At 69.4% G+C, this 24858-nt stretch carries 28 protein-coding genes; 9 read left to right on the top strand and 19 right to left on the bottom strand.

The features are described from left to right. Positions 1-16 precede the first annotated feature (16 nt). Positions 17-193 (bottom strand): hypothetical protein, encoded by a 177-nt coding sequence (locus ACTMTF_RS45195; protein ID WP_441116264.1) that lies wholly within the window; start codon positions 191-193, stop codon positions 17-19. After that, the gene (locus ACTMTF_RS45190; protein WP_441116263.1) at positions 190-360 is read right to left on the bottom strand and encodes a hypothetical protein; all 171 of its coding nucleotides are present in this window, start codon (positions 358-360) and stop codon (positions 190-192) included. The genes ACTMTF_RS45195 and ACTMTF_RS45190 overlap by 4 nt, the downstream gene beginning before the upstream one ends. An 802-nt stretch (positions 361-1162) precedes the next feature. Here ACTMTF_RS45190 and ACTMTF_RS45185 point away from each other — a divergent pair. Together ACTMTF_RS45185 and ACTMTF_RS45180 are read left to right on the top strand one after the other, a co-directional pair. Then, positions 1163-1681, top strand: coding sequence for an RICIN domain-containing protein (locus ACTMTF_RS45185; protein WP_441116262.1), 519 nt, complete (start codon positions 1163-1165; stop codon positions 1679-1681). A gap of 93 nt (positions 1682-1774) precedes the next feature. Beyond that, positions 1775-4267, top strand: a complete 2493-nt coding sequence (locus ACTMTF_RS45180; RefSeq protein WP_441116261.1) for an FG-GAP-like repeat-containing protein — start codon at positions 1775-1777, stop codon at positions 4265-4267. A 303-nt stretch (positions 4268-4570) separates the two neighbouring features. Here ACTMTF_RS45180 and ACTMTF_RS45175 read toward each other — a convergent pair whose 3' ends face one another. Beyond that, positions 4571-7534, bottom strand: coding sequence for a Tn3 family transposase (locus ACTMTF_RS45175; protein ID WP_441116260.1), 2964 nt, complete (start codon positions 7532-7534; stop codon positions 4571-4573). A gap of 214 nt (positions 7535-7748) precedes the next feature. On the opposite strand from ACTMTF_RS45175, the gene ACTMTF_RS45170 reads away from it, so the two are divergent. After that, positions 7749-7892: a hypothetical protein gene (locus tag ACTMTF_RS45170; RefSeq protein ID WP_441116259.1), complete on the top strand. Its 144-nt coding sequence runs from the start codon at positions 7749-7751 to the stop codon at positions 7890-7892. A 17-nt stretch (positions 7893-7909) separates the two neighbouring features. Here the strand turns inward: ACTMTF_RS45170 and ACTMTF_RS45165 are convergent, their stop codons facing one another. The 3 genes from ACTMTF_RS45165 to ACTMTF_RS45155 all read right to left on the bottom strand — a co-directional run bounded on the left by ACTMTF_RS45165 (position 7910) and on the right by ACTMTF_RS45155 (position 9555). Next, positions 7910-8332 carry a hypothetical protein gene (locus tag ACTMTF_RS45165; RefSeq protein WP_441116258.1) on the bottom strand — a complete coding sequence of 141 codons (423 nt, stop codon included), beginning with the start codon at positions 8330-8332 and terminating at the stop codon, positions 7910-7912. Positions 8333-8518: 186 nt separating this feature from the next. Then, the gene (locus ACTMTF_RS45160; RefSeq protein ID WP_441116257.1) at positions 8519-8677 is read right to left on the bottom strand and encodes a hypothetical protein; all 159 of its coding nucleotides are present in this window, start codon (positions 8675-8677) and stop codon (positions 8519-8521) included. Positions 8678-9000: 323 nt separating this feature from the next. Next, positions 9001-9555, bottom strand: a complete 555-nt coding sequence (locus tag ACTMTF_RS45155) for a nuclear transport factor 2 family protein (protein WP_441116256.1) — start codon at positions 9553-9555, stop codon at positions 9001-9003. 37 nt (positions 9556-9592) lie between these two features. Between ACTMTF_RS45155 and ACTMTF_RS45150 the strand changes: the two genes are divergently transcribed. Then, entirely contained in the window at positions 9593-9916 is a 324-nt protein-coding gene (locus tag ACTMTF_RS45150) for an ArsR/SmtB family transcription factor (protein ID WP_441116255.1), read from the top strand. A gap of 108 nt (positions 9917-10024) precedes the next feature. Then, positions 10025-10336 carry an ATP-binding protein gene (locus tag ACTMTF_RS45145; protein ID WP_441116254.1) on the top strand — a complete coding sequence of 104 codons (312 nt, stop codon included), beginning with the start codon at positions 10025-10027 and terminating at the stop codon, positions 10334-10336. Positions 10337-10344: 8 nt separating this feature from the next. Here ACTMTF_RS45145 and ACTMTF_RS45140 read toward each other — a convergent pair whose 3' ends face one another. Next, a complete protein-coding gene (locus ACTMTF_RS45140) occupies positions 10345-10791 on the bottom strand; it encodes a hypothetical protein (protein ID WP_441116253.1) in 447 nt (148 codons plus the stop codon). Positions 10792-10946: 155 nt separating this feature from the next. Between ACTMTF_RS45140 and ACTMTF_RS45135 the strand changes: the two genes are divergently transcribed. Further along, positions 10947-11393 carry a tetratricopeptide repeat protein gene (locus ACTMTF_RS45135; RefSeq protein WP_441116252.1) on the top strand — a complete coding sequence of 149 codons (447 nt, stop codon included), beginning with the start codon at positions 10947-10949 and terminating at the stop codon, positions 11391-11393. Positions 11394-11632: 239 nt separating this feature from the next. Further along, the gene (locus tag ACTMTF_RS45130; protein ID WP_441116251.1) at positions 11633-12289 is read left to right on the top strand and encodes a recombinase family protein; all 657 of its coding nucleotides are present in this window, start codon (positions 11633-11635) and stop codon (positions 12287-12289) included. A gap of 42 nt (positions 12290-12331) precedes the next feature. Here ACTMTF_RS45130 and fxsT read toward each other — a convergent pair whose 3' ends face one another. The 5 genes from fxsT to ACTMTF_RS45105 all read right to left on the bottom strand — a co-directional run bounded on the left by fxsT (position 12332) and on the right by ACTMTF_RS45105 (position 17983). Then, positions 12332-15454 carry an FxSxx-COOH system tetratricopeptide repeat protein gene (gene fxsT / locus ACTMTF_RS45125; RefSeq protein ID WP_441116250.1) on the bottom strand — a complete coding sequence of 1041 codons (3123 nt, stop codon included), beginning with the start codon at positions 15452-15454 and terminating at the stop codon, positions 12332-12334. A gap of 128 nt (positions 15455-15582) precedes the next feature. Beyond that, complete coding sequence (locus ACTMTF_RS45120) at positions 15583-15840, bottom strand: hypothetical protein (protein ID WP_441116249.1); 258 nt, start codon at positions 15838-15840, stop codon at positions 15583-15585. A 94-nt stretch (positions 15841-15934) separates the two neighbouring features. Beyond that, complete coding sequence (locus ACTMTF_RS45115) at positions 15935-16726, bottom strand: SDR family NAD(P)-dependent oxidoreductase (protein ID WP_441116248.1); 792 nt, start codon at positions 16724-16726, stop codon at positions 15935-15937. A gap of 85 nt (positions 16727-16811) precedes the next feature. Beyond that, complete coding sequence (locus tag ACTMTF_RS45110; RefSeq protein ID WP_441116247.1) at positions 16812-17165, bottom strand: UBP-type zinc finger domain-containing protein; 354 nt, start codon at positions 17163-17165, stop codon at positions 16812-16814. Positions 17166-17377: 212 nt separating this feature from the next. After that, positions 17378-17983: an NADPH-dependent F420 reductase gene (locus ACTMTF_RS45105; RefSeq protein ID WP_441116246.1), complete on the bottom strand. Its 606-nt coding sequence runs from the start codon at positions 17981-17983 to the stop codon at positions 17378-17380. A 183-nt stretch (positions 17984-18166) separates the two neighbouring features. Between ACTMTF_RS45105 and ACTMTF_RS45100 the strand changes: the two genes are divergently transcribed. Then, on the top strand, positions 18167-18292 hold the full coding sequence (locus tag ACTMTF_RS45100; protein WP_441116245.1) for a hypothetical protein: 126 nt from the start codon (positions 18167-18169) through the stop codon (positions 18290-18292). Positions 18293-18394: 102 nt separating this feature from the next. Here ACTMTF_RS45100 and ACTMTF_RS45095 read toward each other — a convergent pair whose 3' ends face one another. The 5 genes from ACTMTF_RS45095 to ACTMTF_RS45075 form a co-directional block, all read right to left on the bottom strand. Continuing rightward, positions 18395-19795 (bottom strand): SDR family NAD(P)-dependent oxidoreductase, encoded by a 1401-nt coding sequence (locus tag ACTMTF_RS45095; protein ID WP_441116244.1) that lies wholly within the window; start codon positions 19793-19795, stop codon positions 18395-18397. Positions 19796-19890: 95 nt separating this feature from the next. Beyond that, positions 19891-20211: a GNAT family N-acetyltransferase gene (locus tag ACTMTF_RS45090; RefSeq protein ID WP_441116243.1), complete on the bottom strand. Its 321-nt coding sequence runs from the start codon at positions 20209-20211 to the stop codon at positions 19891-19893. A 357-nt stretch (positions 20212-20568) separates the two neighbouring features. Continuing rightward, the gene (locus ACTMTF_RS45085) at positions 20569-21030 is read right to left on the bottom strand and encodes a GFA family protein (RefSeq protein WP_441116242.1); all 462 of its coding nucleotides are present in this window, start codon (positions 21028-21030) and stop codon (positions 20569-20571) included. Between the two features lie 366 nt (positions 21031-21396). Beyond that, positions 21397-21609 (bottom strand): hypothetical protein, encoded by a 213-nt coding sequence (locus ACTMTF_RS45080; RefSeq protein ID WP_441116241.1) that lies wholly within the window; start codon positions 21607-21609, stop codon positions 21397-21399. Positions 21610-21769: 160 nt separating this feature from the next. Beyond that, positions 21770-22750 (bottom strand): alpha/beta hydrolase, encoded by a 981-nt coding sequence (locus tag ACTMTF_RS45075; RefSeq protein ID WP_441116240.1) that lies wholly within the window; start codon positions 22748-22750, stop codon positions 21770-21772. Positions 22751-22987: 237 nt separating this feature from the next. On the opposite strand from ACTMTF_RS45075, the gene ACTMTF_RS45070 reads away from it, so the two are divergent. Beyond that, entirely contained in the window at positions 22988-23452 is a 465-nt protein-coding gene (locus ACTMTF_RS45070; RefSeq protein ID WP_441116239.1) for a MarR family winged helix-turn-helix transcriptional regulator, read from the top strand. 117 nt (positions 23453-23569) lie between these two features. Here the strand turns inward: ACTMTF_RS45070 and ACTMTF_RS45065 are convergent, their stop codons facing one another. Continuing rightward, a complete protein-coding gene (locus ACTMTF_RS45065) occupies positions 23570-24442 on the bottom strand; it encodes an NmrA family NAD(P)-binding protein (protein WP_441116238.1) in 873 nt (290 codons plus the stop codon). A 75-nt stretch (positions 24443-24517) separates the two neighbouring features. Continuing rightward, positions 24518-24736, bottom strand: a complete 219-nt coding sequence (locus tag ACTMTF_RS45060; protein WP_441116237.1) for a hypothetical protein — start codon at positions 24734-24736, stop codon at positions 24518-24520. Positions 24737-24858: the final 122 nt, after the last annotated feature.

Below are 24858 nucleotides of genomic sequence, written 5' to 3'. Positions count from 1 at the left end.
CAGGTAAGCCCCCGGATCAGGGCAGGCTCTCCACCCATCGGTGGGTGATCAGGGTGATCAGCTCCCGCCTCTTCTCGATTGTCAGCGGATCTGAACCCAACTGGCCCGCCAGGCGAGCGTGTCGGGCGGCGGGGCCGCTGAGTTCGGGCCGGTTGCAGTTCTCGGTCAGCTGGCTCAGATCCTTGCGGGTCACCCACCCGTGGTGTCGGGCTTGACGGGTTTGATGTTGGCCTTGATGATCTCGATCAGCCGAAGGGCGGGAGGGCGAACCGCCTCGGCGACGTCGGAGTGCGTGGCTGCCGCCCGGGTCAGCCTGTCAGCGGATGAGACGCACGGCTGCGCGACGCCGTCGAGCAGCACCGTGGCACTCCTCATGACCCTTCAGGCAGAGCCGGGCGGTTGGCGATTCGCAGGGCAGCCGGTCACTGCGGCGGGGGATTCGCCGCGGTGAAGGCGTGGCGGTCCTGGTCCAGTTCGGTGTGCCGAAGGTCATTCCGCACCTGGACGAACGTGGGGGAGTAGCCGGCCAGACGCTGCTTGCAGGGGCGCCGATCGAGGAGGCGGAACGGTGCCCCACCGCAGGGTCAGGGCCGGGAAGTCGCTACAGCGCAGCACGGGAATGAGACGGCGCACGGACTGCCGTTCGCCTGGACGACCTCAGATGAACGGAATTCTGGTCGACCTGCGCGAATCCGAAGACCTGCTTATGTAATTTGGTTGCTTATTAACGGCCGGGTTTTAAAAATCGGGTCACATTTGACTTGCCTTTCAATCTGATGCCCATTCCGGGCGATCCCGCCGAGCGGTCACCCGTGATGCCGGCGTGGTCCAACGGGCACCGGAAACCGCAGGTGAAAGCACTGTAAGAAGTTCGTAAGATCTCGAGTGTTGACATCGTGGAGCCCGTCGATTATCGCACTGCGCACTGCGGGCCGTTCTCACGTTGACAGACGGCGATTTATGCGGCGCTCGACGGGTTCTTCGATGAAACGTAGTCACCGAGGCAATTGGAGCATGACTAATTGTGGAATTCCGATTTGCTGTCATGTTTTCATGGAGATTCGTTCATCTGTCGTACATTGCATGGCACTCCTGTCCGGTTGTATGCGCGCTTAGGAGGAAGCGTCCACCGGGGCGCCCCGCGAACGACAGCGGAGAAACGATGTCTGGCACCGCTTTACGGAAGACCGGCGCGGCCGCGATGGCCGCCGCGGCCGTGATGGCCGTGAGCGTCACCCTGCCCGCGCCCGCCCAGGCCTATGTCGGCAAGCACAACCTGAAGAACTACGCGACCGGCCGCTGCCTCGACAGCAACTGGGACGGCGCCGTGTACACGCTCCCGTGCGCCCCCAACGGCACCAACGCGCACCAGATGTGGGAGCCGCTGCTCCAGTATCGCGACGGCGTCAACCCCGACATCGTCGTCCTCAGGAACGACGCGACGGGGCGCTGCCTCGCCCGTATCAACAGCACGGGTGAGCTCCGGACGATCGTGGAGTGCGACGACAACGACGGCTACGCCACCGTGGAGTGGTACGCGCAGGGTGCGAGCTGGAGGAGGGTCATCTTCTCCCACTGGTACGGCAACACCAGCTACGCGGTCGACACCATCTTCACCGGCGGCGCCTACGCGTACCCGTGGAACGGCGGCCTCCACCAGCAGCGGAACTTCAAGTCGTAACCGCGTCACCGAGGTTCTTATGATCCCCGCGGGCCGATGGGCGCGCGGGGATCGCGATGTTGATCAAACAGCTGACGAACAGGTGGAGGGGCCGTGCGCGCATCCCGGAGCAGAACGTTCACCCGATTAAGAAGAAGAGGCAGGGTCCTGACGGCTCTGCTGGTCACCCTGTCACTGCTGCTTCAGGTGGGCTTCCAGCCCGCCGCGAAGGCCGCGACCACGGTCACGCTCGACTTCGAGCTCCCCGAGGAGTACGCGCGGACCCCGATCGGCGAGTGGATCGCCGAGTTGAATGGCCGCAACGACCTGCTGAGCGACACCATCCGGGAGGAGTTGCAGGCGATCCCGGGCGGCATACCCGGAGGGCTGGACGACTGGGTCGACTTCGACGGCACCCTCGCCCTGCGGGGCGCCACTTTGACGGTCACGGTGGAGAGCGAGGAGGTCCTCACCAATCTCGACTGGTGGCAGACCCTCCTGATCGACATCGCGTCAACCGCGATCTACCTGGTCATCCGGGTCATCTGCACGGCGGCCCTGCTGCCCGAGTCGGGTCCGCTGGCGCCGCTCGCCAACGCGGGATGCTCGGCGCTGGCGTCGTTCTTCGGCACGTTCTCCAAGGGCGCGATCAAGAACGCGGTCGAGGAGAACCCCGATCCGAACAAGTGGAGCAACCTCCTCATCGACTCCTTCGTCGACGCCGCCAAGGGGGCAATGTGGGACGGCGTCGTCGGGCCGGTCACCAACCAGTTCGGGGCGAAGATGTTCTCGTGGGTCGCCCGGAAGCTGGTGGAGGTCGGGAGGAAGATCAAGGCCTACTGGTGGGCGGGCAACCTCGGCCTCACCATGGAATCCGCTGCGGGCACCGTGACGTCCCACACCCACCAGTACCTGGAGGAGATCGAGCTCGCCGCCAGGCGGAGCGGCAGCCGGGCGCTGCGGGTGCTGCCGCTCGGTGACTCCATCACCTACGGCCAAGGCGGGAGCCCCGACGGCGTCGGCTACCGCGCCCGCCTGTGGAGCGAACTGCAGGACGACACGAGCTCACTCGACTTCGTCGGCTCCCTCGACTCCGGGCACGGCAGCATCCCCGACACCGACCACGAGGGCCATCGAGGCTGGCGGATCAGCCAGATCGACACCCTGGCGGCTGAGTGTGCGATCGCCCGCTATCGGCCCAACGTCGTCGTCCTGCACATCGGGACCAACGACCTGGCCAACGGCGAGCAGCACACATCGGCTCTCACCCGCCTCGGCACTCTGATCAACAACATTGACGACATCGCGCCGCTCACCACGGTCATCGTCTCCACCCTCGTGCCGTCGACGAACCAGGCGGTCGACTCGCGGATCGCGCTGTTCAACTCCTATCTCCCGGCCGCCGTCAACACTTGGCGCGCCGAAGGCAAGCGCGTCCGGCTGGCCCGCGTCCTCGGCTTGACTTCGGCCGACATGGTCGATGCGCTCCACCCCAACAACAACGGCTACCGCAAAATGGCCGACACCTACCACAACGCGATCAACTCCGCGATGGACGAAGGCCTGATCAAGCCCGCGCTCCTCGGTGACGACAGAGTGTGCGATCCGGAGCCGGGGAATCCGACCCCGGGAACCCCGCCGAACGGCGTCATGGAGGGCTGGCACCGGTCCGACGGCGCAGGAGGCATGATCGCTGCCGGTGTCCCGGGCGGGACGCGGGAAGGGCTGCGGTTCGCCGACATCGACGGCGACGGCCGCGACGACTACCTGATGACCGACTCGGCGGGCCGGGTGAGCGCTTGGGGGAACGCCCTGCCCTCCCCGAGATGGGCCGAGATGGGCGAGGTCGCCGCCGGCGTCTCCGGCGGGACACGAGATGGGTTGCGGTTCGCCGACCTCAACGGTGACGGCCGCGACGACTACCTGATGGTCGATCCGCAGGGCCGGGTACGTGCCTGGGGCAATGCCGTCCCGTCCCCGAGATGGACCGAATGGGGCCAGGTCGCGGCCGGGGTGCCGGGCGCGACGAGGGAGGAGGTCCGGTTCGCCGACATGGACTGCGACGGCCGCGACGACTACCTTCTGGTCGATCCGCAGGGACGGGTCCGGGCCTGGCTCAACGTCCTGCCCACCAAGACCTGGACCGAGTGGGGCCAGGTGGCCGCCGGGGTGAGCGGCGGGACGCGGGAGAACCTGCGGTTCGCCGACGTCAACGGGGACGGCTGCGACGACTACCTGATGGTCGGCCCGCAGGGGCAGGTGCGCGCCTGGGGCAACGTCCTGCCGAACCGGACCTGGACCGAACTGGGCGAGATCGCCGCCGGCATCGGCCTGCACAACTCGACGATCACCTTCGCCGACGTCGACGGCGACGGCCGCGACGACTACCTGTCGGTCAACGATTGCGGCCGGATCTGGGCCTGGCGCAACACCGGCAGCTCGACCTGGCCCCTCCAGGGTGAGATCACGACCGGCCTCAGAGCGCCGTCCCGCGATCAGGTCTTCCTGGGCGACATCAACGGTGACCGCCGTCTGGACTATCTGCTCTCCGACCCGGCCGGTGTGGTGACGGCCTGGCACGGCAACGGGCAGATCCGCAAGAACTGACCCGGACACGGGCCGGCCGGGGCGCCCTCACCGCCCTGGCCGGCCTGGCACATGTCGACTGGACTTGTCCGCCCAGCGCGATGTGCAGGAAACTCTTGCGAAGGACCCGCCGAAGCCTGGTACGTCGACCACGCGCGTTCCGCTCCGGGCGCCGAGGCCCGCGTCGGCCTGGCCCAGGTTGCCCACAGTCCCAATCCGGCCTATAACCTGCAGCCTTCGGCCAGGAGCGCAGCATCGTGATGGCTTCCTCCACCCGGTCCTGCCCGGCCGGCAGCTCCGCCAGTCGACACGCTCATCCCCGGCTCAGCCCTGCGTATCCAGGCCCGCGTGGAAGGGGCGCAGACCGGCAGCCAGGTCGGCGCGGGTGAAGGCGTAGCGGCCCAGGAAGTTGATGTGGTCGTACTGGATCGGCGACAGCCGGGCGCACATGTCATCGGTGGCGGGGAAGCCCTGGGCGCGCAGGTGCTTGACGGCGGCGTCCAGATAGAGGCTGTTCCACCAGACGACCGCGTTCAAGGCCAGGCCGAGCGTGCCGAGCTGGTCCTCCATGCCCTCCCGGTAGCGTTGACGTAGCTGCCCGCGGTTGCCGAAGGCGATCTTGCGGGCCAGCCGGTGCCGCGCCTCCTGCACGTTCAGCTGGGTGCCGATCATCCGCCGATAGCCGGAGTCGGAGATGTACTGCAGCAGGTGCAGGGTCTTGAAGATGCGCCCGTAGTGGGCGAACGCCTCGCCCAGGCCCGTGGTTCGCCCGTCGGCCGACAGCATCCGGATCAGGTCATAGGCCCGCACGGTGCCCATCGTCAGCGAACCGGCCACCCGCAGCATGTCGCCCCAGTGGGCGCGGATGCGATCCAGGCGGATCACATGGCGGGACATGTGGTCCAGCGGCCCGTAGACGGCGCGGGCGTTGATCCGCCACAGCCGGGTGTCGCCCAGATCGGCGATGCGCGGGGAGAACTGGTAGCCGCAGATCGCGAACAGCCCCGAGACGATGTCGCTGTAGGAGGCGGTGTCGGTGACCACCGTCTCCGGTTTGCGGCCGCCGTCCAGGTAGCAGATGGCGTCCAGAATGAACAGCGAGTCGCGCAGCGTGCCCGGCACGACCAGGCCACCGATGCCCATCACCTGGTCGTTGACCACGTTCAGCCAGGTCGCGCCACGCTGGCGGCCGAAATAGATCGGGTTATGCCCGGTGTGCAGGTTCTGCACCGGCACGACGAAGCGCAGCCCGTCGGCCGATGCGATGTGCCCGCCGCCCCAGGTGCCCACGATGTCGAGGTCGGCCTGGGCGCTGATGAGGCGGGCGTTGGCCGCCGCGATCGTCTCGGCGCGCAGATACCCCTGGTCGACCTGCAGCAGCCGGGCCCGGGTCAGGGCGGGAACGTTCGGTTTCTCGATCGGGACCAGGCCGACGTTGCACGCCTCGGCGACGACCAGCGCGCACAAGCTGGTGGCGAAGTCCTCCATGGGCGAGTCCGCGCCGGAGATGTGGGTGAAGTCGGCCGACAGGCCGGTGCGGTCGAAGACCTCCAGCAGCAGCTCGGGGAAGTCCACCCGGGGCAGCATCGCGTCGACCAGGGTGCGGAACTCCTTCATCAGCGGCGGCTCCTCGGCGGCGCCGAGTTTCTCGACCCGGAGCCTGCCGCCGGTGAACTGCACCGCGGTGTTGGCGCCCAGACCGTCCAGAACGCGCACGTAGGCGCCCTCCAGCGCGTTCGCGAGTTCGGCCAGATGCGCGGCCGGTTCGCTCTCCAGCTCCAGCGACGTCAGAACCTTCGCCCGCGCCTGCTCCCACGCCTTTCCCTCCAGCAGGCGGGCCCTCGGATCGCTCCACCGATCCGACCCTTCGGCGAACACATCCCTGCGGCGCAGCGCCTGGTGCAGGTGCATCACCGCGCACAGCACGAAGGCCGCCTTGTCGATCTGCCCCGGCGGCAGGTCGGGGTTGCGGTAGACCAGCGGCCGCCACGACCCGGTGATCAGATGGTCATGGCGGCTCATGTCGCCCGGCCCGTACCGGCGGCGGCTCTTGGCCATCGTCGCGGCCTCCCGCACCATCGCCAGCACATCGGCACCGGCCTCCACCGCCCGGAACCCGATCACCTCCAGCAGCAGCTCGATGAACCCCTGCACGGTGCGATACCGCTTGACCAGCTCGGCCCGCCACTCAGCCGCCGCGTCGATCGCCTTCCACACCTCCACCAGCGACACCAGCCGATCGGCCGTGGCCTCCGGCGCCGACATCAGCACCTCCACCGCCGAGGCCATCGTGCGCGCCGCCTTGCGCAACTTGGGAAAGGTCCGCAGCTGCTCGGCCTTGCCCGCCCGCTCCGCCCGGGCCAGCAGATTGGAGGTGATCAACACATCCAGCACGTCCAGAGCGTCATCGATGGAGGAACCACCCAGGTGGCGCACCGTGGCCAGCAGCGTCGCCGCCTGCCGGTCGCCTTCCAGATCGCGCAGAGTCGGCGCCTTGGAGGCCAGCCCATACCGGGCCAGCGCCGCCATCTTCACCGCCGGCACCGGCTCCACCGGCACCGCCCCCGCACCCAGGGCCCCGATCTCGGCGACCCGGAGCAATTCCGCCGTCATCACCCGGCCCGAGGCCTTCCTCGGCGGGGTCCGCAGCCGCTCCAGCTCCGAGACCCGCCCACCCTCGGGCACCTGGAGCAGCCCAGCCAGCGCCGACCGCAACTGCGGCCCGGCCCGCTCAGCCAGCGTCCGATACAACCGCGCGCTCTCCCGGCCGCGTACCTCGCTGATCAGCCGGGTCAGGGTCGTGATCCCGGCGGGCAGCAGAATGCCCGCCCCCAGCATGTGCACCACGGCCCGGTCGAACAACGCCCGCGGCCCCTCGACCGTCGACCACACCCGCGCGGCGAGATAGTCGCGCACCTCATACTCATGCTTGGAGAACTCCACCAGCTGCAGCAGGTCCCGGATCTCCCAGGCATGTTCGTAGGCGGTCTTCGGGCGAGTCAGGTACTCCGGCGCGCACGCCGGATCGACGTCGAGTTGCGCGGCGACGAACTCCATCACCTCGGAGGGAACGTCCAAGGGACCATCGGCCAGAAACGTACCGAGCATGCGCACGGTGCCCCACCGCCCACCCCACCCCAGCTTCGCGGCCGGACGACGCTTACCGGCCAGCACCTCCAACGCTTTGACGTCCAGACGGAAGAACTGTTCCAGTTCCGCCGCCGACACCTCGCCCCGGAACCGGCGGTAGCGGGCCACTTGCTCATCAGAGAGGAAATCCACAGGCATGAGCAGGGACGTTATGACGGTCAACCAGGGCAAATACCCGCCTTCACCGAATCGTCGTCAAGATCGTCTTCCTACCGCCAAAACCCGGTCCGATCCTCCCCAGAGGCCTGTTTCGGGACGGTGTCAGTTTCCGAAGTCGTCTGCACGAATGCGCGAAGTGGTCTGCACGCCCCCACAACGTGCAGGCCGACGTGAGGTGAGTTGGCGTGGCGGAATGGGTTCCCGCCCAGCGGCCAGCCGCTCCGACCAGGGCCACGACTGGGCAGCCAAGCAGCACCAGGACAACGCCGATGAGGCCCGGCAGATGATCAGTGATCGCCACTACGGCCGCAACTCCCGCAAGCACAAGTGGCGGTGATCACCGGAGCGCGACGCTCAACCGGAAGGGCCGGGGCAGCAAGATGCCCCGGCCCTTCGGCGTGCCTCACTCCTGAGGCGGAGCCCATCGATGCCAGCCGCGACCGGGTCGGGGGCAGGCGCGAGGTACTCGGCGACGGCCCGGCGGCACCAGGCGGTTACGTCGGGGGCCCGCTCCGCTTCGATCTCACTGTCGAGCTGGGCTCCGGCGATGCGCTCGGCGTCAGCCGGTGGCAGGTGCCGGGCAGTGAGGTCGTCCAGGGCGTGCCGGATCGCGGTGCGCTCAGGGCCCTCGGGAAGAGCGCGGCGGGCGGTGTTCAGGGCGCGGGCGATGGTGGCCTGCCCCACGTCGAGAAGCTGGCGGTACTTCTCTCCGCCCTGGGCCAGCCGGTCGGCCGCCTGGTCCCGGGTGATGCCGCCTCGCTCGGCGAGCGCGTCCACGAGAGCCTGCTGCCAGGCGCGGCGCGCAGCGTCGTGGCGCTGAGTGCGTTCCTCAAAGGTGGGCTCGGGGAAGAGGTTGCACAGCTCGCGGCCTTCCTGGGTCCAGTCGTGCAGGTCGCGGTCGGGGTGCCGGGGTCTCCATGCCTCCGCCCACTCGTACGGGCCGCCGGCGCCGATGCCGAGCTCCTAGGCGATGATCCCCGTCTGCCAGTTGGTCCAGACCAGGGTTCTCCAGCCGGTGCCGGTCCACACGATCAGGGAGGAGTTCGGCGGGTTGTCCTGGCGCTGGTACCAGGCGGGCTCGGGGATCTGCGGGCCCCGATTCCGCTCTGGCGTCGGGGCCACGTCACATGAGCGGCAGCCCTGGTCTTTCCTCGGATGCCAGGGCTTCGTGCCGCCGGACACCTTGCGTGCGCCCCAGGCGCCCGGGTGAGGGCTGGCGGGGCTGTTGGACCGGCGGGCCCCACCGTGTCCTGCCCGGCCCCGGCTTCCGCGTCCCGGTTATCGTGCCCACCCTCGAAAAGGGGGAGGCTGTCGGACCGGACGCCTCCAGAGCGCGGTGCCGTCCGGTCCGGCAGTCCCCGGGCGGTGATATTAGCTGGTCCGGGTTCCGGGCAGCTGGGACCCGTCTTCCGGAGAGCTCTGAGAGGGCATTCGGCTCGGCGCGGTCAGACGGGATCGACGCCTGACACGATCTGGGGAGTCTCGACGGTGGGGAAGGTCTGGAAGAAGAGGTGCTCCACACGCCGGAAGGAGATCCGCCAGCCCGCGGGTGTGCGAATCCAGTCGTCGTGCCAGTAGCCGACGGCAAACGTGTTGCTGGCTCCGTCCCGGCTGGCATGCATGTGCAGATGTGGGGTGATCGAGTGAGCGGTATCGCCGGCGATGCTGACTGTGGCGTGTCCTTCGATGTGCTGCCAGGCGTTGAACGACAAGCCCAGGCCCGCGGTGCCGCCGACCAGGTCCTTGCCGCGCATCAACTCGGCGTACTCGCGCAGCTCAAAGACCTTCGCACCCGCGGCGGTGGCGTCGATCTTGACATCGGGGGTGAACAACTGCTCCCACTGTGCGAGCACGTTGCCGTCTCCGCTGTCGGCCTGGTGCAGGTCCTGTCCCAGCCCGTAGAGGGCGATCTTGTCCTGTATCTCGATCCGGTCGAGCAGGTACTGGATCTGATTGTCATCGAACATCTTCAGTCCTCGCGGATAGGGGGTAATTTCCATGATCTTGGAAATACTGAATCTACGGTAGCATGGGTCTATGGCGCGCGATCCTCGAACATCGACCCCGATACCCTTGCCCAGTCTGGCCAAGGTTTTCGCCGTGCTCGGCGACGACAGCCGCTTGGCCATCGTGCAGCTGCTGCTCGACGGGCGGCTGCGGACGGCCGGCGAGATCGCCGAACAGGTCTCGCTACCAGCCTCGACCTGCTCCTATCACCTCACCAAGCTGCTCAACGCGGGCATCACCGTATGCAAGGCCGACGGCACACAGCGCCTGCCGGTCCTGCGCCGCGAGGACCTCGACAACAGCTTTCCCGGACTCCTTGACCTCATCCGCCAAGGCGCACTCTCGTCCGCGTAGGACCGCTCACAACTCACGCCCAGAGGGCGTTAGTCCGTTTCTGATATTGGCCGCGTCCGGGTTGCTCGAGGGGCCCCTGGCGGACGAGTCGGCCCAGGCGCGGAGCGGGTGACGTTGATCGAGGGCTCGTCGGTGGGCGGGGCGGAGACGGAAACGGTGCTGCTGGTGGTGTCCGAACTGGTCACCAACGCGGTGCAGCATGCCGGCGGTGTCACCGGATTCGGCCTGAAAGCAGGACCCGGGACCGTGACTGTGACCGTGGAGGACGCCAGCCGCCTGCCTCCGCGGCTGCTGCCGCCCGATCCGGCCCGGCCGGGCGGGCTCAGCTGGCACCTGGTGCAGGACCTGGCCCAGGACGTGGCCGTCAGTATCGGCGCCGGCGGCAAGGCCGTCTCCGCGGTCCTGCCACTGGCGCACTGATTCGTGCGTCACTCGCCCTGGGACCAGATGTTCCACGCGGACTCCAGGCTGGGGTGCACGGTGAACCGCGGGTCGTTGCGGAACACGTCGAGGATGTCGTCCGGTGCGCCGATGAGATGGAGGTCCGCGTCGGGGCAGGCGTCGAACACAGCCCTGATGTCCTCCCGCGTCATCCCCTCGGTGCACCGTGGCTCCCGTAGATCGAGGTAGAACGCGCTGGTTCCGGCCGCAGCATGATGGTGCAGGCGTTGCCGAATGTGGTGCTGCGTGGCGGGGCCGATGATCCCGCTGACCGCGATCCACACCCGTGACGGGGCCTCGGCCAGCTCCCGCATCCTCACGATCACCGTCCCCATCTGCTGCTCCCCCGTCTTACCCGACCGGGCGGTGAAGCCGCCGGTGTCGGGCTTGTCCTTCGCCACCTGTTCGGCCGCCGCCGTCCCCCACTGCGGCATGAAGTCGCTGAATATGCGGGGGAGGTACCGCCAGCGGCGGACCCCCGCGACTACGAGATCACAGATTTTGACGATCTAGAAGGTGCCGAGTGGCGGGGCGACCGCGCCAATGTGGTGGCGGCCTGCTTCAGGCCGGGCGTTCGGTGGTGAGGGTGATGCGGCCGTCTGTCCAGGCGGGTAGGCGCCGGGCGAGTTTCTTCAGTGACAACACCCTGGCCTCTCGCAGCATCCTGGCCGGCGCTTATGAGTCGGCGGGGGATCTGGACCGCGCTATACCGCTGTACGAGGCCACGCTGGCCGACCGGGAGCGGGTGCTGGGCGCCGACCATCCCGACACCCTGCAGTCCCGCAACAATCTCGCCTGCGCCTGTGAGTCGGCGGGGGATCTGGACCGGGCCATCCCCCTGCACGAGACCACCCTCGCCGACCGGGAGCGAGTGCTGGGCGCCGACCACCCTCACACCTTGACCTCCCGCAACAATCTCGCCTGCGCCTACCGGGCGGCGGGCGATCTGAACCAGGCCATCCCTCTGCACGAGGCCACTCTCGCCGACAGTGAGCGGATACTGGGCGCCGACCACCGAACTACGGGAAAATCTTGAGGCAGTCGTCGTCGCCGAAAATGCTGCGAGACCTATCAGGTGGTGGAGACGGATGCTGCCGAAGCGATGGCACTCCGACCGTTGATCTTGAGGTGGTGCGGGCAGGCTTCATTTAGCGATCGTTTTTTGAAGACCCGCCCGACCGACCCGCAGGCGGCCCTCTGAGCCTTCAAAAACTCGTTCAACAACCCTGGTGGTTCAACAACCTCGAATCACCGTTTGTTGAGAGGATGGCGGGCGTGACCGACGTCCTGCAGCCGCCCGCCGACCCGCTGGCCGCCTTCCCCGCCCACCGCAGCGAGATCCGTATCGGCTACGCCCGCGTCTCCACCGCCGGCCAGAACCTCGAACGCCAGCTGGACGCGCTCAAGGCGGCCGGGTGCCGGAAGGTGTTCGCCGACAAGAAGTCCGGCAAGAGCGCCGAGCGGCCCGAGCTCGCGGCCTGCCACGCGTTCCTGACCGAGGGCGACACGCTGGTCGTGCCGTCCCTTGACCGCTACGGCCGCTCCCTGGCCGACCTCATCACCATGGTCGGCGAACTCCGCAAGCGCGAGATCGGCTTCACCTCGCTGCACGAAAACCTCGACACCACCACCCCCGGCGGCCGGCTCATCTTCCACGTCTTCGCCGCCCTGGCCGAATTCATCCGCGAGCTCATCGTCGCCGGCACCCGCGACGGCCTGGCCGCCGCCAAAGCCCGCGGCCGCACCGGCGGACGGCCCACCGTCATCACCCCCGAACTACTGCGCGCCGCCCGCGACATGCTCCCCAACCCCGAGAACTCGATCACCTCGATCGCCAAACTGCTCGGCGTCAGCCCGGGGACGCTGTACAACCACATCCCAGACCTACGCCAACTCCGCCAAAGCGGCACCGTTAAGAACTCACGGGGTTGAAGGTCGCCGACTTGCAGGGATGAACGGCTCTTCAGTGGCGCGCTATCTCAAAGCCGCTGCCAGATTGGCCCGCACGGTTCGCGTTGTTGAGTGATCCACACCCAGCACCCGCTCGCAGTCTGCCAGCGTGGCTTCGTACAGCGGGATAGCCCGCCCGAGGTCCCCCACCGCCTGGTAGGCGCCGGCGAGGTTGTTGCGGGAGGTGAGAGTGGAGGGGTGGTCGGCGCCCAGCACCCGCTCCCGCTCGGCCAGCGTGCGCTCGTGCAGCGAGATGGCCCGCCCGAGGTCCCCCGCCGACTCGTAGGCGGCGGCGAGGTTGTTGCGGAAGGCCAGGGTGTCGGGGTGGTCGGCGCCCAGCACCCGCTCACAGTCGGCCAGCGTGCGCTCGTGCAGCGAGATGGCCCGGCCCAGATCCCCCGCCGACTCGTAGGCGTAGGCGAGGTTGTTGCGGGAGATGAGGGTGGAGGGGTGGTCGGCGCCCAGCACCCGCTCACAGTCGGCCAGCGTCGCCTCGAACAGCGAGATGGCCCGCCCGAGGTCCCCCGCCGACTCGTAGGCGGCGGCGAGGTTGTTGCGGAAGGCCAGGGTGTTGGGGTGGTCGCCGCCCAGCACCCGCTCACAGTCGGCCAGCGTCGCCTCGAACAGCGAGATGGCCCGGTCCAGATCCCCCGCCGACTCGTAGGCGCTGGCGAGGTTGTTGCGGAAGGCCAGGGTGGAGGGGTGGTCGGCACCCAGCACCCGCTCCCGCTCGGCCAGCGTGGCCTCGTACAGCGGGATGGCCCGCCCGAGGTCCCCCACCGACTCGTAGGCGCTGGCGAGGTTGTTGCGGGAGGTGAGGGTGGAGGGGTGGTCGGCACCCAGCACCCGCTCCCGCTCGACCAGCGTCGCCTCGAACAGCGAGATGGCCCGCCCGAGGTCCCCCGCCGACTCGTAGGCGCCGGCGAGGTTGTTGCGGGAGGTGAGAGTGGAGGGGTGGTCGGCACCCAGCACCCGCTCACAGTCGGCCAGCGTCGCCTCGAACAGCGAGATGGCCCGCCCGAGGTCCCCCGCCGACTCGTAGGCGCCGGCGAGGTTGTAGCGGGAGGTCAGGGTGTCGGGGTGGTCGGCACCCAGCACCCGCTCACAGACGGCCAGCGTGCGCTCGTGCAGCGAGATGGCCCGCCCGAGGTCCCCCGCCGACTCGTAGGCGCCGGCGAGGTTGTTGCGGGAGGTCAGGGTGTCGGGGTGGTCGGCACCCAGCACCCGCTCCCGCTCGGCCAGCGTGCGCTCGTGCAGCGAGATGGCCCGGCCCAGATCCCCCGCCGCCTGGTAGGCACTGGCGAGGTTGTTGCGGGAGATGAGGGTGGAGGGGTGGTCGGCGCCCAGCACCCGCTCCCGCTCGGCCAGCGTGGCCTCGTACAGCGGGATGGCCCGCCCGAGGTCCCCCGCCGACTCGTAGGCGCCGGCGAGGTTGTTGCGGGAGGTCAGGGTGTCGGGGTGGTCGGTGCCCAGCACCCGCTCACAGTCAGCGAGTGTGGCCTCGTGCAGCGAGATGGCCCGGTCCAGATCCCCCACCGACCGATAGGCGTCGGCGAGGTTGTTGCGGGAGGCCAGGGTGTCGGGGTGGTCGGCACCCAGCACCCGCTCACAGACGGCCAGCGTCACCTCGAACAGCGAGATGGCCCGGTCCAGATCCCCCACCGACCGATAGGCGCCGGCGAGGTTGTTGCGCGAGGTCAGGGTGTCGGGGTGGTCGCCGCCCAGCACCCGCTCGTAGTAGGTGAGCGCGCGTTGGAGGTAGTCGATCGCGCGGAAAACGGCGCCCTGGTTCTTGAGGAAGAGCCCGGTCTCGGCGATTAGGTGGCCGCTGACGCCGGTGTCGAGGGCGGGGGGTGTGTGGTCGGCCAGGGCAGTGATATGCGGCAGCAGCACTCGCCATGCAGGCCAGTCGACCGGGTCCCAGTGCGACCTGGGGCGGGCGTCGTTGAGCAGGTGGGTGGCCTGTTCGCGGGCGGCGTCGATGTCGGCGGCCTGACGGTGCGGGTCGTCGGGGTCAGGGGTACGGGAGACGGCCTGGACGAGCCGATGCACGGTGATGTCGGCGCCGGTGAGGGTGATCATGTTGTAGGCGGCCAGAGCTCCGAGGGCCCGCTGCAGGTCCGGAGCGGGGGCTAGGCCGTCGAGCAGGCTGCGGGGGATCGGCTCGGGGGCATACCAGGCCAGGATCCGTAATACCTGTCCGGCCAGCGGGGTGGCGGTCAGCCGGTTCAAGGTGATCTGCCAGATCCGCGCGATGGTGCGCTCGGCGTCCGAGCCGTGGGCGGGCTGGTCGTACATGGTGGCCGGATAGTTGGCCAGCAGGTTCAGGTAGGCGCGGGCGGTCAGCCGGTTTTGGTGCATGTAGGCGCCGGCCTGCTCGGCCGCCAGCGGCAGGCAACCCAGTTCCCGCACCAACGCGGCTGCCCCATCGGCGGCGTCGAACCAGTCCGGGTCGTCGCGGCTTTCGGGCCGGTCGTGGGTGGCGGTCTGAACGAGCAGGTCGATCGCCGGTTCCTCATCTAGCACGTCCAGCCGCAGGACCCGGGTGCCGAGGCGGTGCCAGCCCTGGCCCAGGCGGCTGGTGATCAGTACCTGGCCGTGCCCGGCCCGGGTCCGCGCGAGCAGCGGAGCGACGTCGTCGGGGTGGGTGACGTCGTCGGCGATCAGCAGCCACTCGTCATGGGCGGCCAGCCAGGCCAGAGCCCGCTGCGCGAGCGATTCCAGCGGCAGGCCGGCCCTCAGCTCCGCTTGTAGCGCGACGGCCAGTCCGGCCAGTCCCGCCTCCACCGCCGCCGCGGATGAGGCGGGAAACCACCAGACCGGATTCGCCGTATCGAGCCGGGTGAGGGCGTAGTGGGCGGCCAGGGTGGACTTACCGACCCCGCCCAGCCCGTGCACCGCGGCCACCACCACCCCACCGTGGCTGTGTGCCAGCGCCGCCCGCAGATCGCTCACGTTCTCGTCGCGGCCGACGAACAGGCTCCCAGTGGAGGGCACGTTGCTCGTCCCACGCGGCGCGGCCACCTCCTCGACCGGCCGTAGCGCCTGTTCGGGCAGCTGGATCTGGGTGTTGGTCGTGTTGTCGCCGGTGGAGATGATCCCGGGGTTGTCACCTCCGACCGCGGCCGACCTCGGGTCTCCCGCCACACCCCGAAAGCCAGATCCGTTCAGGGCAGGCTCGGCTAGGGGTACGGGCGGCGCGGGCACCTCACGGACCGCCTCAGCAGCCGAGTGAGAAGTCTTGGCCGGCCTGCGCCACCACCGCCACCCGGCGCTCACCGGGGCGGACGCTTCGACGAAGGGTCCGCCACGCTGTTGGTCGCGTTGTCGCCGGTGGAGATGATCCCGACGTTGTCACCCCCGACCGCAGCCGACCCGGTCCCCGAAGCCGACACCTCAGGCCGGGCAGCCCGAGCTTGCGCGCCTGCCGGGGCCCGGTCGGAGAACAGCCCGTACACCGCCGCGCCCAGCCCGGCCAGGGCGACGAACACGCCAATCGGAGTCACCGCGTCCGCGTACGTTGGGGTCTCCATGGCCTGGGCACTTCTCGCGACCGGGGCAGGGCCAGGGCCAGGGCGGGCGGGCAGATGACCTTACGTCCGTGATCGCCGTTGGCGTCCCGGTCGGTTATAGGGTCTTGACCTGGCCGCCGTCCAGGATGAACTCGGCGCCGGTGGTGTTGGCGGAGCGGGCGGAGGCGAGGAACAGCACCAGGTCGGCGACTTCGCCGGGCTCGGTGATCCGGCCGGTGCTGATGCCCATGCTTTGCGGCACGACCTCGTCGAGCGCCTGCTGGGCGCTGACCCCGGCGCCGGCGGCGACGGCGTGGGCGAAGCCCGTGTCGGGAGCGGTCCAGAACGGGGTTCGCACGGGACCGGGAGCCACGGCGTTGACCCGCACGCCGCGCGGCGCGAATTCCTCCGATAGGGACTTGGTCAGGTTGGCCACCGCGGCCTTGGCCGTGGAGTAGTCGACCACCATCGGGGCCGGCAGGCGGGCGTTGATACTGGTGACGTTGACGATCGTCCCGCCCGTCTCCAGGAGCGAGGGCAGGGCTGCCCTGCTGGTGCGCACGGCGCTGAAGAATGTCACGTCGAACATCCGCCTCCATTCGGGGTCGTCGATGTCGAGGAAGCTCGACCGGACACCGCCGAAGCCGACGTTGTTGACCAGCACATCCAGGTGCCCGTACGTCGCCAGTGCGGTATGGACGAGCCGCTGCGGGGTGTCGGCGTCGGTGATGTCGGCCAGGACCAGGCTGGCGCCGCGTGCTGCCAAGGCGTCGAGCTCAGGTGTGCTCTGGCGGCTGCTGGCCACCACGTGTGCGCCTTCGCCGAGCAGCGCTGTCGCGGTGGCCAGGCCGATGCCTTTGCTTGCGCCGGTGATGATGGCGACCTTGTCCTGCAGTTCGAGATTCACTGATTACTCCATGATGAACTGATCGTTAGAAAATCTCCGGCGTGCCGGGCGGTGGTGCCCGAGCTCGCCGGCGGACGGGGCCTGCTCACCGTCGGTGCAGGCGGGTGACCCAGTCGGCGGGTACCCGGCCGGCCGGGCCGGGTGCCTGCTGTTCCACCGGGCGGTGGGTGGGTGCGGCGAGTGCGGGACCGGCCTCGTACATCACTTGCTCGCGGTAGTCCCAGAACCAGTCCTCGCCGGGTTCGAAGCTGGTGGCGATCCGGTGTCCGGTGGTGGCGGCGTGCGCGCTGGCGTGCTGGCTGGGCGAGGAGTCGCAGCAGCCGATGTGGCCGCATTGGGCGCAGCGCCGCAGGTGGAACCACCAGCCCTGCGGGTTCGACGCTTCGCAGTCGGCGCAGCCGGTGCCGCTGGGTGGCACGTTGGGGTCGATGCCGTCCATGGTTTCTCCTTCATCAGTGGTGTGGTGCGTCGTCTGCACGGCGCGCACGCACGCGGCTCGTGGCGGCGATCAGGACAGCGATCCGGGCAGGTGGGCCATGCATCCATGCTGGCCAGATCGTGGGCAGGCGCCGCCGGATCGTCGTCGGGGGCGTTGCGCACGGGGCTTGGCCGTCAGGCGGGTCGTGGTGTTCGGCCCGCTGGGCAGGCGCTTCACTGTGCTCGGTTGTCGGTCAGCCGCAGCAGGTCCTGTCCGACCAGCGGCCCTTGCGGGACCTGGTGCAGCCTGCCGCCCCCGGCGAGAGCGCCGAGATCGATCGGTGCGAAGCCGAGGCCGGTCAGCAGGGTGGTGAACATCGCCTTGGCTTCCTGGTCGTCGCCGGAGACGAACAGCACGCGGTTTCCTTCCGGCCGCCGCGGATCGGCCCGAAGCGTCGCCGCGAACAGGTGGTTGAACGCTTTGATCACCCGGGCGCCGGGGGCTTGCTGAGCGACCGCTTCGCTCGAGGTGGGCTCGCCCGCGCCGGGCGCAGGTGTGCGGTAGTCGTTGGTCGCGTCCACGAGTACGCGTCCTTGCCAGTCCGGTAGGTCGGCGAGCGCCTCGGCGGTCCGGTCCCCGGGAACGGCGAGCACGACGAGCTCGGATCGCGCCGCCTCCTGCCGGTCGGCGGCCGAGGCGCCGGGGCCTAGCTCGCGCACGGTGTCGGCCAACGTGTGCGGGCCGCGGCTGTTGCTCAGCACGACCTGATGCCCGCCGGCGAGCAGGCGTGTGGCGACCGCTGTGCCGATGGCACCCGCACCCAAGATTCCGATCTTCATGGTGGTCAACTCCTACGGTTGTCGTTTTCGCTTTCGAGAGGGCGGCAGCGTGGCCGGCCGGGAAGGCGCAACGCCTCGCCTCGCACGAGTTGTCGCGCGCACCTCTGGCATCGTGGACCAGCGCTTTTCCCCGCTCGTCTGTTATGCCCGCAGGGGGCGGACAATGCCGGGGGCAGGTAATGGATGGATAGGGCCGCGGGCGGCCCGGCGCCGATCCAGGCCGTCGCCGGGGAGCCGGCGCTCGCCTTGATGGCCCGGCCCGCCGAGCAAGTGCCGATGGCGTGCGGCGCGAGCGACCACCGGGCATGAGCGCGTTGGAGGCGGTGACCTCGGGGACGGGGCACCTACCACGGCCCGTGTGGAGCAGGCGCGAACCCCGGGCGCGGGTGGATGCCGGGCCGCGGGATGAGATCACGTGCCGTCGATGGGTCCCAGCGTGGCCTCCGCGAGTTTCCACAGGCGGGCGGCGTTGTCGGGGTCGATGGCGTGCGCCGCGACACCCTCTCCGGAGCCGTCCTGGGTGACCGGTGCCTGCTGGTTGTCTTCGAAGTAGCGGCCGGTGACCCCGTCCAGCAGCGGAGAGGCGGCCAGCAGGACGCTGGTGGCGGCGCCCTGCTCGGCGGTCTTGAAGAACGGCTGCTCGATCCGGTTGCCGTGTTCGTCGGCGCCGCCCATGGCCTGCAGGGTGGGCAGGTCCAGATGGCGTTGCAGGCCGGTGGTGATCCAGCCGGGCATCACCGCGTTGGCGGTGATGCCGTCAGCGGCCCACCGGTCGGCGATGCCGACGGCCATCAGCACGTCGGCGGCCTTGGAGCGGCCGTAGGCGACCCACCGCTCGTAGGGGGTGCGCTCGAAGTGCGGGTCGTCGAAGTCGAACGGGTAGCGCCGGTGTGCGGCCGAGCTGACCGCCACGATCCGTGCCGCGCCAGCCTCGCGCAGCGCCGGGCGCAGCGCGGCGGCCAGCGCGAAGTGGCCGAGGTAGTTGGTCGCCAGTTGCATCTCCCAGCCCTGCTCGGAGCGGGTGAGCTCGGGCAGGGCCATGATGCCCGCGTTGGCGATCAGGGCGTGCAGCGGGCCATCCCAGTCGCCGGCCAGCCGGCGGACCGAGCCGAGGTCGGCCAGGTCGAGGCTGACGGCCCGGACGGGGCCGGCCCACCGCTCCTGCCGGGCGCGGTGCACCAGCGGGCCGGCCGCCTGCAGGTCGTGCGTCACCATCACCACCGAGCAGCCCTCCTCGGCGGTGCCGCGCAGCAGGGTGAGCACCTGCGCGCCGGCTTCGGTGTCCAGCGCTCCGGTCGGCTCGTCGGCGAACAGGAGGTCCGGGCGCATCGCCAGCACCCGGGCGATCGCCACCCGCTGCTGCTGGCCCCCCGACAGCGTCGCCGGCTTGTCCTGGGCGTGATCAGCCAGGCCGACCGCGGCCAGGGCGGCGGTGACGCTGTCATCGGCGGCCTTGCGGCGGGCCAGGCGGGCCGGCAGCCCCACGTTCTGGCGGGCGGTCAGGGAGGGGATGAGGTTGTAGGACTGGAAGATGAAGCCGACGTGGTCGCGGCGCAGCCGTGCTTGGGCCCGCCGGTCGAGCCGGGCCAGGTCCTGCCCGAGCAGCCGCACCGTGCCCGTGGTGGGCGGCTCCAGGCCGGACATGCAGTAGAGCAGGGTGGACTTGCCTGAGCCGCTCGGGCCGACGATGGCCAGGAACTCGCCCCGGCCGACATCGAGACAGATGCCGCGCAGCACCGGCCTGGCCGCCTGATTGGGCGCCGCGGCGAAGGACTTGGTGAGGTCGCGGATCTGAAGCAGGGGTGTGTCCATGCCTCAGCCGCACCCGCCCCAGGCGTGATGACGCCTCGTGATCGTCTGCTCCGGGCGGGAAAGGCCGGCCCGGCGCCGGCCGGTCGGCACGCTCATCAGTCGCTCACCCGGCTGCGGCTGGTGTAGAGCAGCGGCGCGTACTCCGGGTGGCGGGCGATCCAGGCGGTGTAGAACGGGCAGACGGCGAGCACCGGAGAGCCGGCCGCCCGGGCGGCGTCCAGCGACGTACGGGCCAGTGCTCCGCCGATGCCTTGCCCCTCATACGCCTTGTCCACTTCGGTGTGGACGAAGGCGATGAGGTTGTGGGTGCGGATGTATTCCGCGATGCCGGCCAGCTGGCCGTCGACGTAGGCCTCGTACCGGCTGGCCTCGGCGTTGTCGACGACCCGCAACGGGTCCGATCGAGACTCGCTCATGCTTGTCCTTCCAAGGGGGCTTGTGGTGATCAGTAGCAGGCCGCCAGGGCGGCCGATGCGGGAGCAGGCCGCCCATGACGCGGGGTGCCGGGCGCCAGGGCGCTTGAGGCCCACGGCGGCCAGAAGCCGTGCGTACCGGCAGCCTCTCGGTCACCAGCCGCACTGGGGCCGCCAGACGGCGACCTGCCGGGGGCATCACGCAGTGACCGTAGGTGGTGACCCTCAGCTGCCGGCCGCTGCGGCGAACGCCTGCTTGAGGCGGCCGACCGCGAGCAGGACGGCGTGCTTGGCGGCTTAGGTGTCGTGCAGCGCGTTGACCATGATCAGACCGAGATCTCCACGTCCGGCCGAAGATCGTCAGCCACAGCCCCCCGGCATCCGCCCCTCGGTGGACTGCGGGTCTGCGTCGGGACGGGCGCGATGCTGCGCTACGTCGAGCGCTGGGGTCCAGGAGATGCGGCGCGCCGTGAAGATCTCCATGATCGGCGGCTTGACGCTTTCCGGGTCGTCGAGGCTGCCGAGCATCACGAACACCTGGCCCGGGAATCCCGAAAGCTTGTTGGTGAAGACCCGGGCACCGCAATCAGGGCAGAAGTTGCGTTCCAGCGTGTTCCCACTGTCGGCCACATAGGGATAGGAACGCGGGCTGCCACTGAGGAGCTTGAAGTCGTCCTGGGTGACGCTGAAGTAGGTCGCCATGATGCCGCCGGACGATCTCTGACAGTCCTTGCAATAGCAGTTCGCGACGAAATCGGGTGCGTTGCTGAACTCGTAGGTGATGGCGCCGCACTCGCAGCGTCCCGTGAACTTGCCCGACATGTCTTGCTCCTTCGAGTTGCTGCCGATGCCGCCGTTGGGCACGGCTCCGGCTTGATCAGACTGCATCCCTGATCCGTTCGACGCCCCGCAGGGATGGGCAGGAACCCCACGGATCAGGCGATGAGGTGGTGGGTGCGGATGTCTTCGGCGATGCCGGCCAGCTCATCGTCGACGTAGGCCTCATATCTGCCGGCGCGTCGGCGTTGTCGACGACCCGCACGTCGCCGTTCGGCATGCTGTGTGGTCGGAGACTCTGTCCGCGGGATCTGTCCGCGCGGAGACGGTGAGCCGCAGGTGCGGGCAGCCGCCTCCGGGTTACAGCAGGGGCCTAGCATCGCTCCTGGTGGCACGGGTGCCGGGGGACGATCAGGCTTCGGACAGCCCCAGTTGCGCACGCAGACGTTCGCGCTCGCTCTCGAGTGTCTCGATCATGCCGCCGAGCTCCTCGCGGGCGTTGAGGTCTTGGGCGGAGTCGATGTAGTCGTGGGCATCGCCGGGCGGCGGGATGAGGTCCCCGCGCAGATGGGCGAGGTCCACGTCGATCTCGCGGAGCCTTTCCCGCTTATGCTCCTCGGTCATACTCATTCCTTTCTCCTGCTTCAGAAGGGGGGCCGAAGGTGGGCGTCCCGCGCCCACCGGACGGACGGCCGGCATGAGACGCGCCGGGAGGTCGCGGGCGTCGCGACCTCCCGGCGCGGCCCCTCATGCCCATCGGGCCGTGATCATCGGGCCGTGGCCGTCAGCCGTTGGTGGCGGCGGCGGCGAACGCCTGCTTGAGGCTGGCGACCGCGAGCAGCACCGCGTGCTTGGCGGCCTCGGTGTCGTGCAGGGCGTTGACCATGACGAAGTCGTGCACGATGCCGCCGAAGCGCGCGTTCGTGGCCGGCACGCCGGCTCGGCGCAGCTTGGCCGCGAACGCCTCACCCTCATCGCGCAGCACATCGGCCTCAGCGGTGATGATCAGCGCCGGCGGCAGCCCGGCGAGGTCCTCCACGCTCGCGCGCAGCGGCGAGGCGGTGATCTCGGCCCGCTCGGACTGGCTGGTGGTGTACTGGTCCCAGAACCACTTCATGCCCTCACGGCCCAGGAAGTAGCCCTCGGCGAACTCGTGGTAGGACGCGGTGTCGAACGCGGCGTCGGTGACCGGGTAGAACTCCACCTGCTTGATGAAGCGCACGTCGCCACGGCTCTTGGCCAGCAGCGTCAGCGCGATGGCCATGTTGCCGCCGACGGAGTCGCCGGACACGGCCATCCGCGTGCCGTCCAGATCGTTGGAGGCGCCCTCGGCGGTCACCCACTGGGCCACCGCGTAGCTCTGCTCGATGGCCACCGGGTAGCCGACGTCGGGGGAGCGGTCGTACTCAGGGAAGACCACCGCCGCGCCGGCTCCCACGGCCAGGTCACGCACCAGCCGGTCGTGGGTGTGGGCGTTGCCGAACACCCAGCCGGCCCCGTGGATGTAGAGGATGACCGGCAGCCTCTGCCCGGCCGAACCCGCCGGGCGCACGATGCGGACCTTCACCGTCCCGGTCGGCCCACCGGTGACCTCGACCCACTCCTCGTCGATCTCCGGCTTGTAGATCTCCTCATTCTGCACCTGGTCAACGGCGTTGCGGCCGTCCTGCGGCGTCAGCTGATACAGAAACGGCGGCTGCGAGGTCGCATCCGCGAACGCCTGCGCAGCGGGCTCCAGCGCGATGTCACGAGGGTTTCCGGCCATGATTTTCTCCTTGGTTGATGTTCGTTGGGGGGTTGTCTCTGCCGCTCCGGCGGGGCGCCTGGTCCACGGATGGGCTCGCGGGCGGTGATGCCGCCGGAGGGGAAGTCTTGGTGGCCGCGTGGTCGGCGTGCGAGATGAGCACCGAACGACACAAGGCACTTCTCAGAAAAAGGGTGCGAACTCCCCCTTGAGAGAACATACTTGACATGTCAAGCTCTTGGAGGGGTGGATGGGTCGATGAGTGAAGGTTCGGGCTGGCTGACGCCCGTGGAGCTGCAGGCATGGCGGGGCCTGCTGCGGATGAACGATCTCCTGGTCAGCCGCACCAGCCGCACGATGCAGGCGGAATACGGCCTGTCCGGCGCCGACTATACGGTGCTGGCCGAACTGACCCGGATCCCGGACGGCCGGCTGTCCGTCAGCGAGTTGGCCGACGTCCTGGCGTGGGAGCTGAGCCGTCTGTCGCATCAGCTCAGCCGGATGGCCAAGCGCGATCTGGTGATGCGTCAGGAGTGCGCCGAGGACCGGCGCCGCTCCTACGTCGTGGTCACCCCCACCGGCCGCGCGGCCATCGAAGCGGCGGCCCCGCGTCACGTCCAGGACGTCCGCCGGCTGTTCTTCGCCCCGCTCACCCTCGGGCAGATCACGCTGCTGGCCGAGATCACCCAGCAGGTGATCAATCACCTGGATGCGCTGGACTGAACCACCCCGGCGCAGGGCCGGCGCTCGCATGACCTGATCGCGGGCCGGCGTGCTGGCGGTTGCCGGTGGTGGGCGCCTGGGTGGCGCCGGCATCGGACCCGGTCCGTGGGTGCGCGGCTATCGGGTGAAAGCCGCGGCGTGCTCGCGCGCGAAGTCGGTGATGGTGCGCGGCCGATGCCCGGTCACCTCCCGCACGGTGTCGGTGGTGCCCGCGCCGTAACCGTGGCGCAGAATGCCGTCATACAGTTCGGCGATGTCATCGGCGTAGTCAGGCGCATGACCCTCGGCCAGGTAACGGCGCAGGAACTCCTCGCGCGTGCTGTCGGCGTAATACAGCGGACGTCCCACCGCCTCGCCGATCCGCGACAGCGCCGCGGCGGCGGTGAGATCCTCCGGGCCGGTCAGCACCAGGTCACGGTTACCGGGCGAGGAGTCCTTGAGCTCGACCGCGGCCACGTCGGCGATGTCCCGGGAGTCGATCATGGGCATGGCGCCCTCTCCCAGCGGCAGCGCCAGCCGCCCGGACGGCTCGATCCAGCCGGTGAACTGCAGCAGGTTCTCCATGAAGAACGCCGGCCGCAGCACGGTGGAGGCCACCCCGGCCGCGGCGAGCTCCTGCTCGGCGGCATGGTGCACCCGGGCCAGGGCCAGCGGCGCGTCCGGGGAGGCGCCCGCCACGCTCAGCTTGACCACCCGCCGCACCCCCGCCTTGGCCGCGGCCCGGATCACCGACTGCTCCTGGGTCAGCTGATCAGCGACGTTGGCCACGACGAGAAAGACCGCGCCGACATCCTCCAACAGCGCCGATACGGCGACGCCATCGCGCAGATCGGCGCTGGCCACCTCCACACCGGCCAGCTGCTGAGCGCGGAGCGCAGCGGCACTGTCCTGGCGGCGGGTCACCGCCCGTACCGCAACCTTCTCCTCGGCCAGGCGGCGCACCACCCGGCCACCCACCGTCCCGGAGGCGCCGGTCACAAGAACCTTCATGCCTGACTCCTTGGTCTGGACCCGATACGTCGCGCTTCGCGCGCCGGCCTTGGCACCGGCATCGGAGCGACCCCCTCATATTACTTGATACATCATGTAAATTCGTTCCGCCTCGTCGCGGTGCCCCGGGCACCACTGCCCGCCCGCGAACCGGAGGGTCTTCGCCGCCCCCGAAGGCACGAAGACACCCCACAGCGCCGTGCATGCGCCCGCCGCCCCGCGCTCCCAGCCAGGAAACGCCTCCAGCGCTACGCGGTCATCCGGCGCGTCGCCGCGCGAGAAACGCTTCGTCACAGGTCATGCCCCCTTTTCTCGTCGTTGGCCTCAACGCCGCTGAGGACCATGTTCGCCTGGCCAGTGCTCCGAGAAGACCAGGGTGATCCCTGGTGGAGTCCCTGGGGACACAGCGATCCCGC

Source organism: Nonomuraea sp. ZG12 (assembly GCF_052068115.1).
Taxonomy (GTDB): Bacteria; Actinomycetota; Actinomycetes; order Streptosporangiales; family Streptosporangiaceae; genus Nonomuraea.
This window is presented reverse-complemented; position numbering and strand designations above follow the sequence as displayed.

What these genes read in the sequence shown, in the direction of transcription:
- ACTMTF_RS45185 (WP_441116262.1), top strand. Translation starts at nt 1,163, where the DNA reads ATGTCTGGCACCGCTTTACGGAAGACCGGCGCGGCCGCGATGGCCGCC.
- ACTMTF_RS45175 (WP_441116260.1), bottom strand. Translation starts at nt 7,534, where the DNA reads ATGCCTGTGGATTTCCTCTCTGATGAGCAAGTGGCCCGCTACCGCCGG.
- ACTMTF_RS45170 (WP_441116259.1), top strand. Translation starts at nt 7,749, where the DNA reads ATGGGTTCCCGCCCAGCGGCCAGCCGCTCCGACCAGGGCCACGACTGG.
- ACTMTF_RS45155 (WP_441116256.1), bottom strand. Translation starts at nt 9,555, where the DNA reads ATGGAAATTACCCCCTATCCGCGAGGACTGAAGATGTTCGATGACAAT.
- ACTMTF_RS45150 (WP_441116255.1), top strand. Translation starts at nt 9,593, where the DNA reads ATGGCGCGCGATCCTCGAACATCGACCCCGATACCCTTGCCCAGTCTG.
- ACTMTF_RS45140 (WP_441116253.1), bottom strand. Translation starts at nt 10,791, where the DNA reads ATGCCGCAGTGGGGGACGGCGGCGGCCGAACAGGTGGCGAAGGACAAG.
- ACTMTF_RS45135 (WP_441116252.1), top strand. Translation starts at nt 10,947, where the DNA reads ATGCGGCCGTCTGTCCAGGCGGGTAGGCGCCGGGCGAGTTTCTTCAGT.
- ACTMTF_RS45120 (WP_441116249.1), bottom strand. Translation starts at nt 15,840, where the DNA reads ATGGAGACCCCAACGTACGCGGACGCGGTGACTCCGATTGGCGTGTTC.
- ACTMTF_RS45110 (WP_441116247.1), bottom strand. Translation starts at nt 17,165, where the DNA reads ATGGACGGCATCGACCCCAACGTGCCACCCAGCGGCACCGGCTGCGCC.
- ACTMTF_RS45105 (WP_441116246.1), bottom strand. Translation starts at nt 17,983, where the DNA reads ATGAAGATCGGAATCTTGGGTGCGGGTGCCATCGGCACAGCGGTCGCC.
- ACTMTF_RS45100 (WP_441116245.1), top strand. Translation starts at nt 18,167, where the DNA reads ATGGATAGGGCCGCGGGCGGCCCGGCGCCGATCCAGGCCGTCGCCGGG.
- ACTMTF_RS45095 (WP_441116244.1), bottom strand. Translation starts at nt 19,795, where the DNA reads ATGGACACACCCCTGCTTCAGATCCGCGACCTCACCAAGTCCTTCGCC.
- ACTMTF_RS45090 (WP_441116243.1), bottom strand. Translation starts at nt 20,211, where the DNA reads ATGAGCGAGTCTCGATCGGACCCGTTGCGGGTCGTCGACAACGCCGAG.
- ACTMTF_RS45085 (WP_441116242.1), bottom strand. Translation starts at nt 21,030, where the DNA reads ATGTCGGGCAAGTTCACGGGACGCTGCGAGTGCGGCGCCATCACCTAC.
- ACTMTF_RS45080 (WP_441116241.1), bottom strand. Translation starts at nt 21,609, where the DNA reads ATGACCGAGGAGCATAAGCGGGAAAGGCTCCGCGAGATCGACGTGGAC.
- ACTMTF_RS45075 (WP_441116240.1), bottom strand. Translation starts at nt 22,750, where the DNA reads ATGGCCGGAAACCCTCGTGACATCGCGCTGGAGCCCGCTGCGCAGGCG.
- ACTMTF_RS45070 (WP_441116239.1), top strand. Translation starts at nt 22,988, where the DNA reads ATGAGTGAAGGTTCGGGCTGGCTGACGCCCGTGGAGCTGCAGGCATGG.
- ACTMTF_RS45065 (WP_441116238.1), bottom strand. Translation starts at nt 24,442, where the DNA reads ATGAAGGTTCTTGTGACCGGCGCCTCCGGGACGGTGGGTGGCCGGGTG.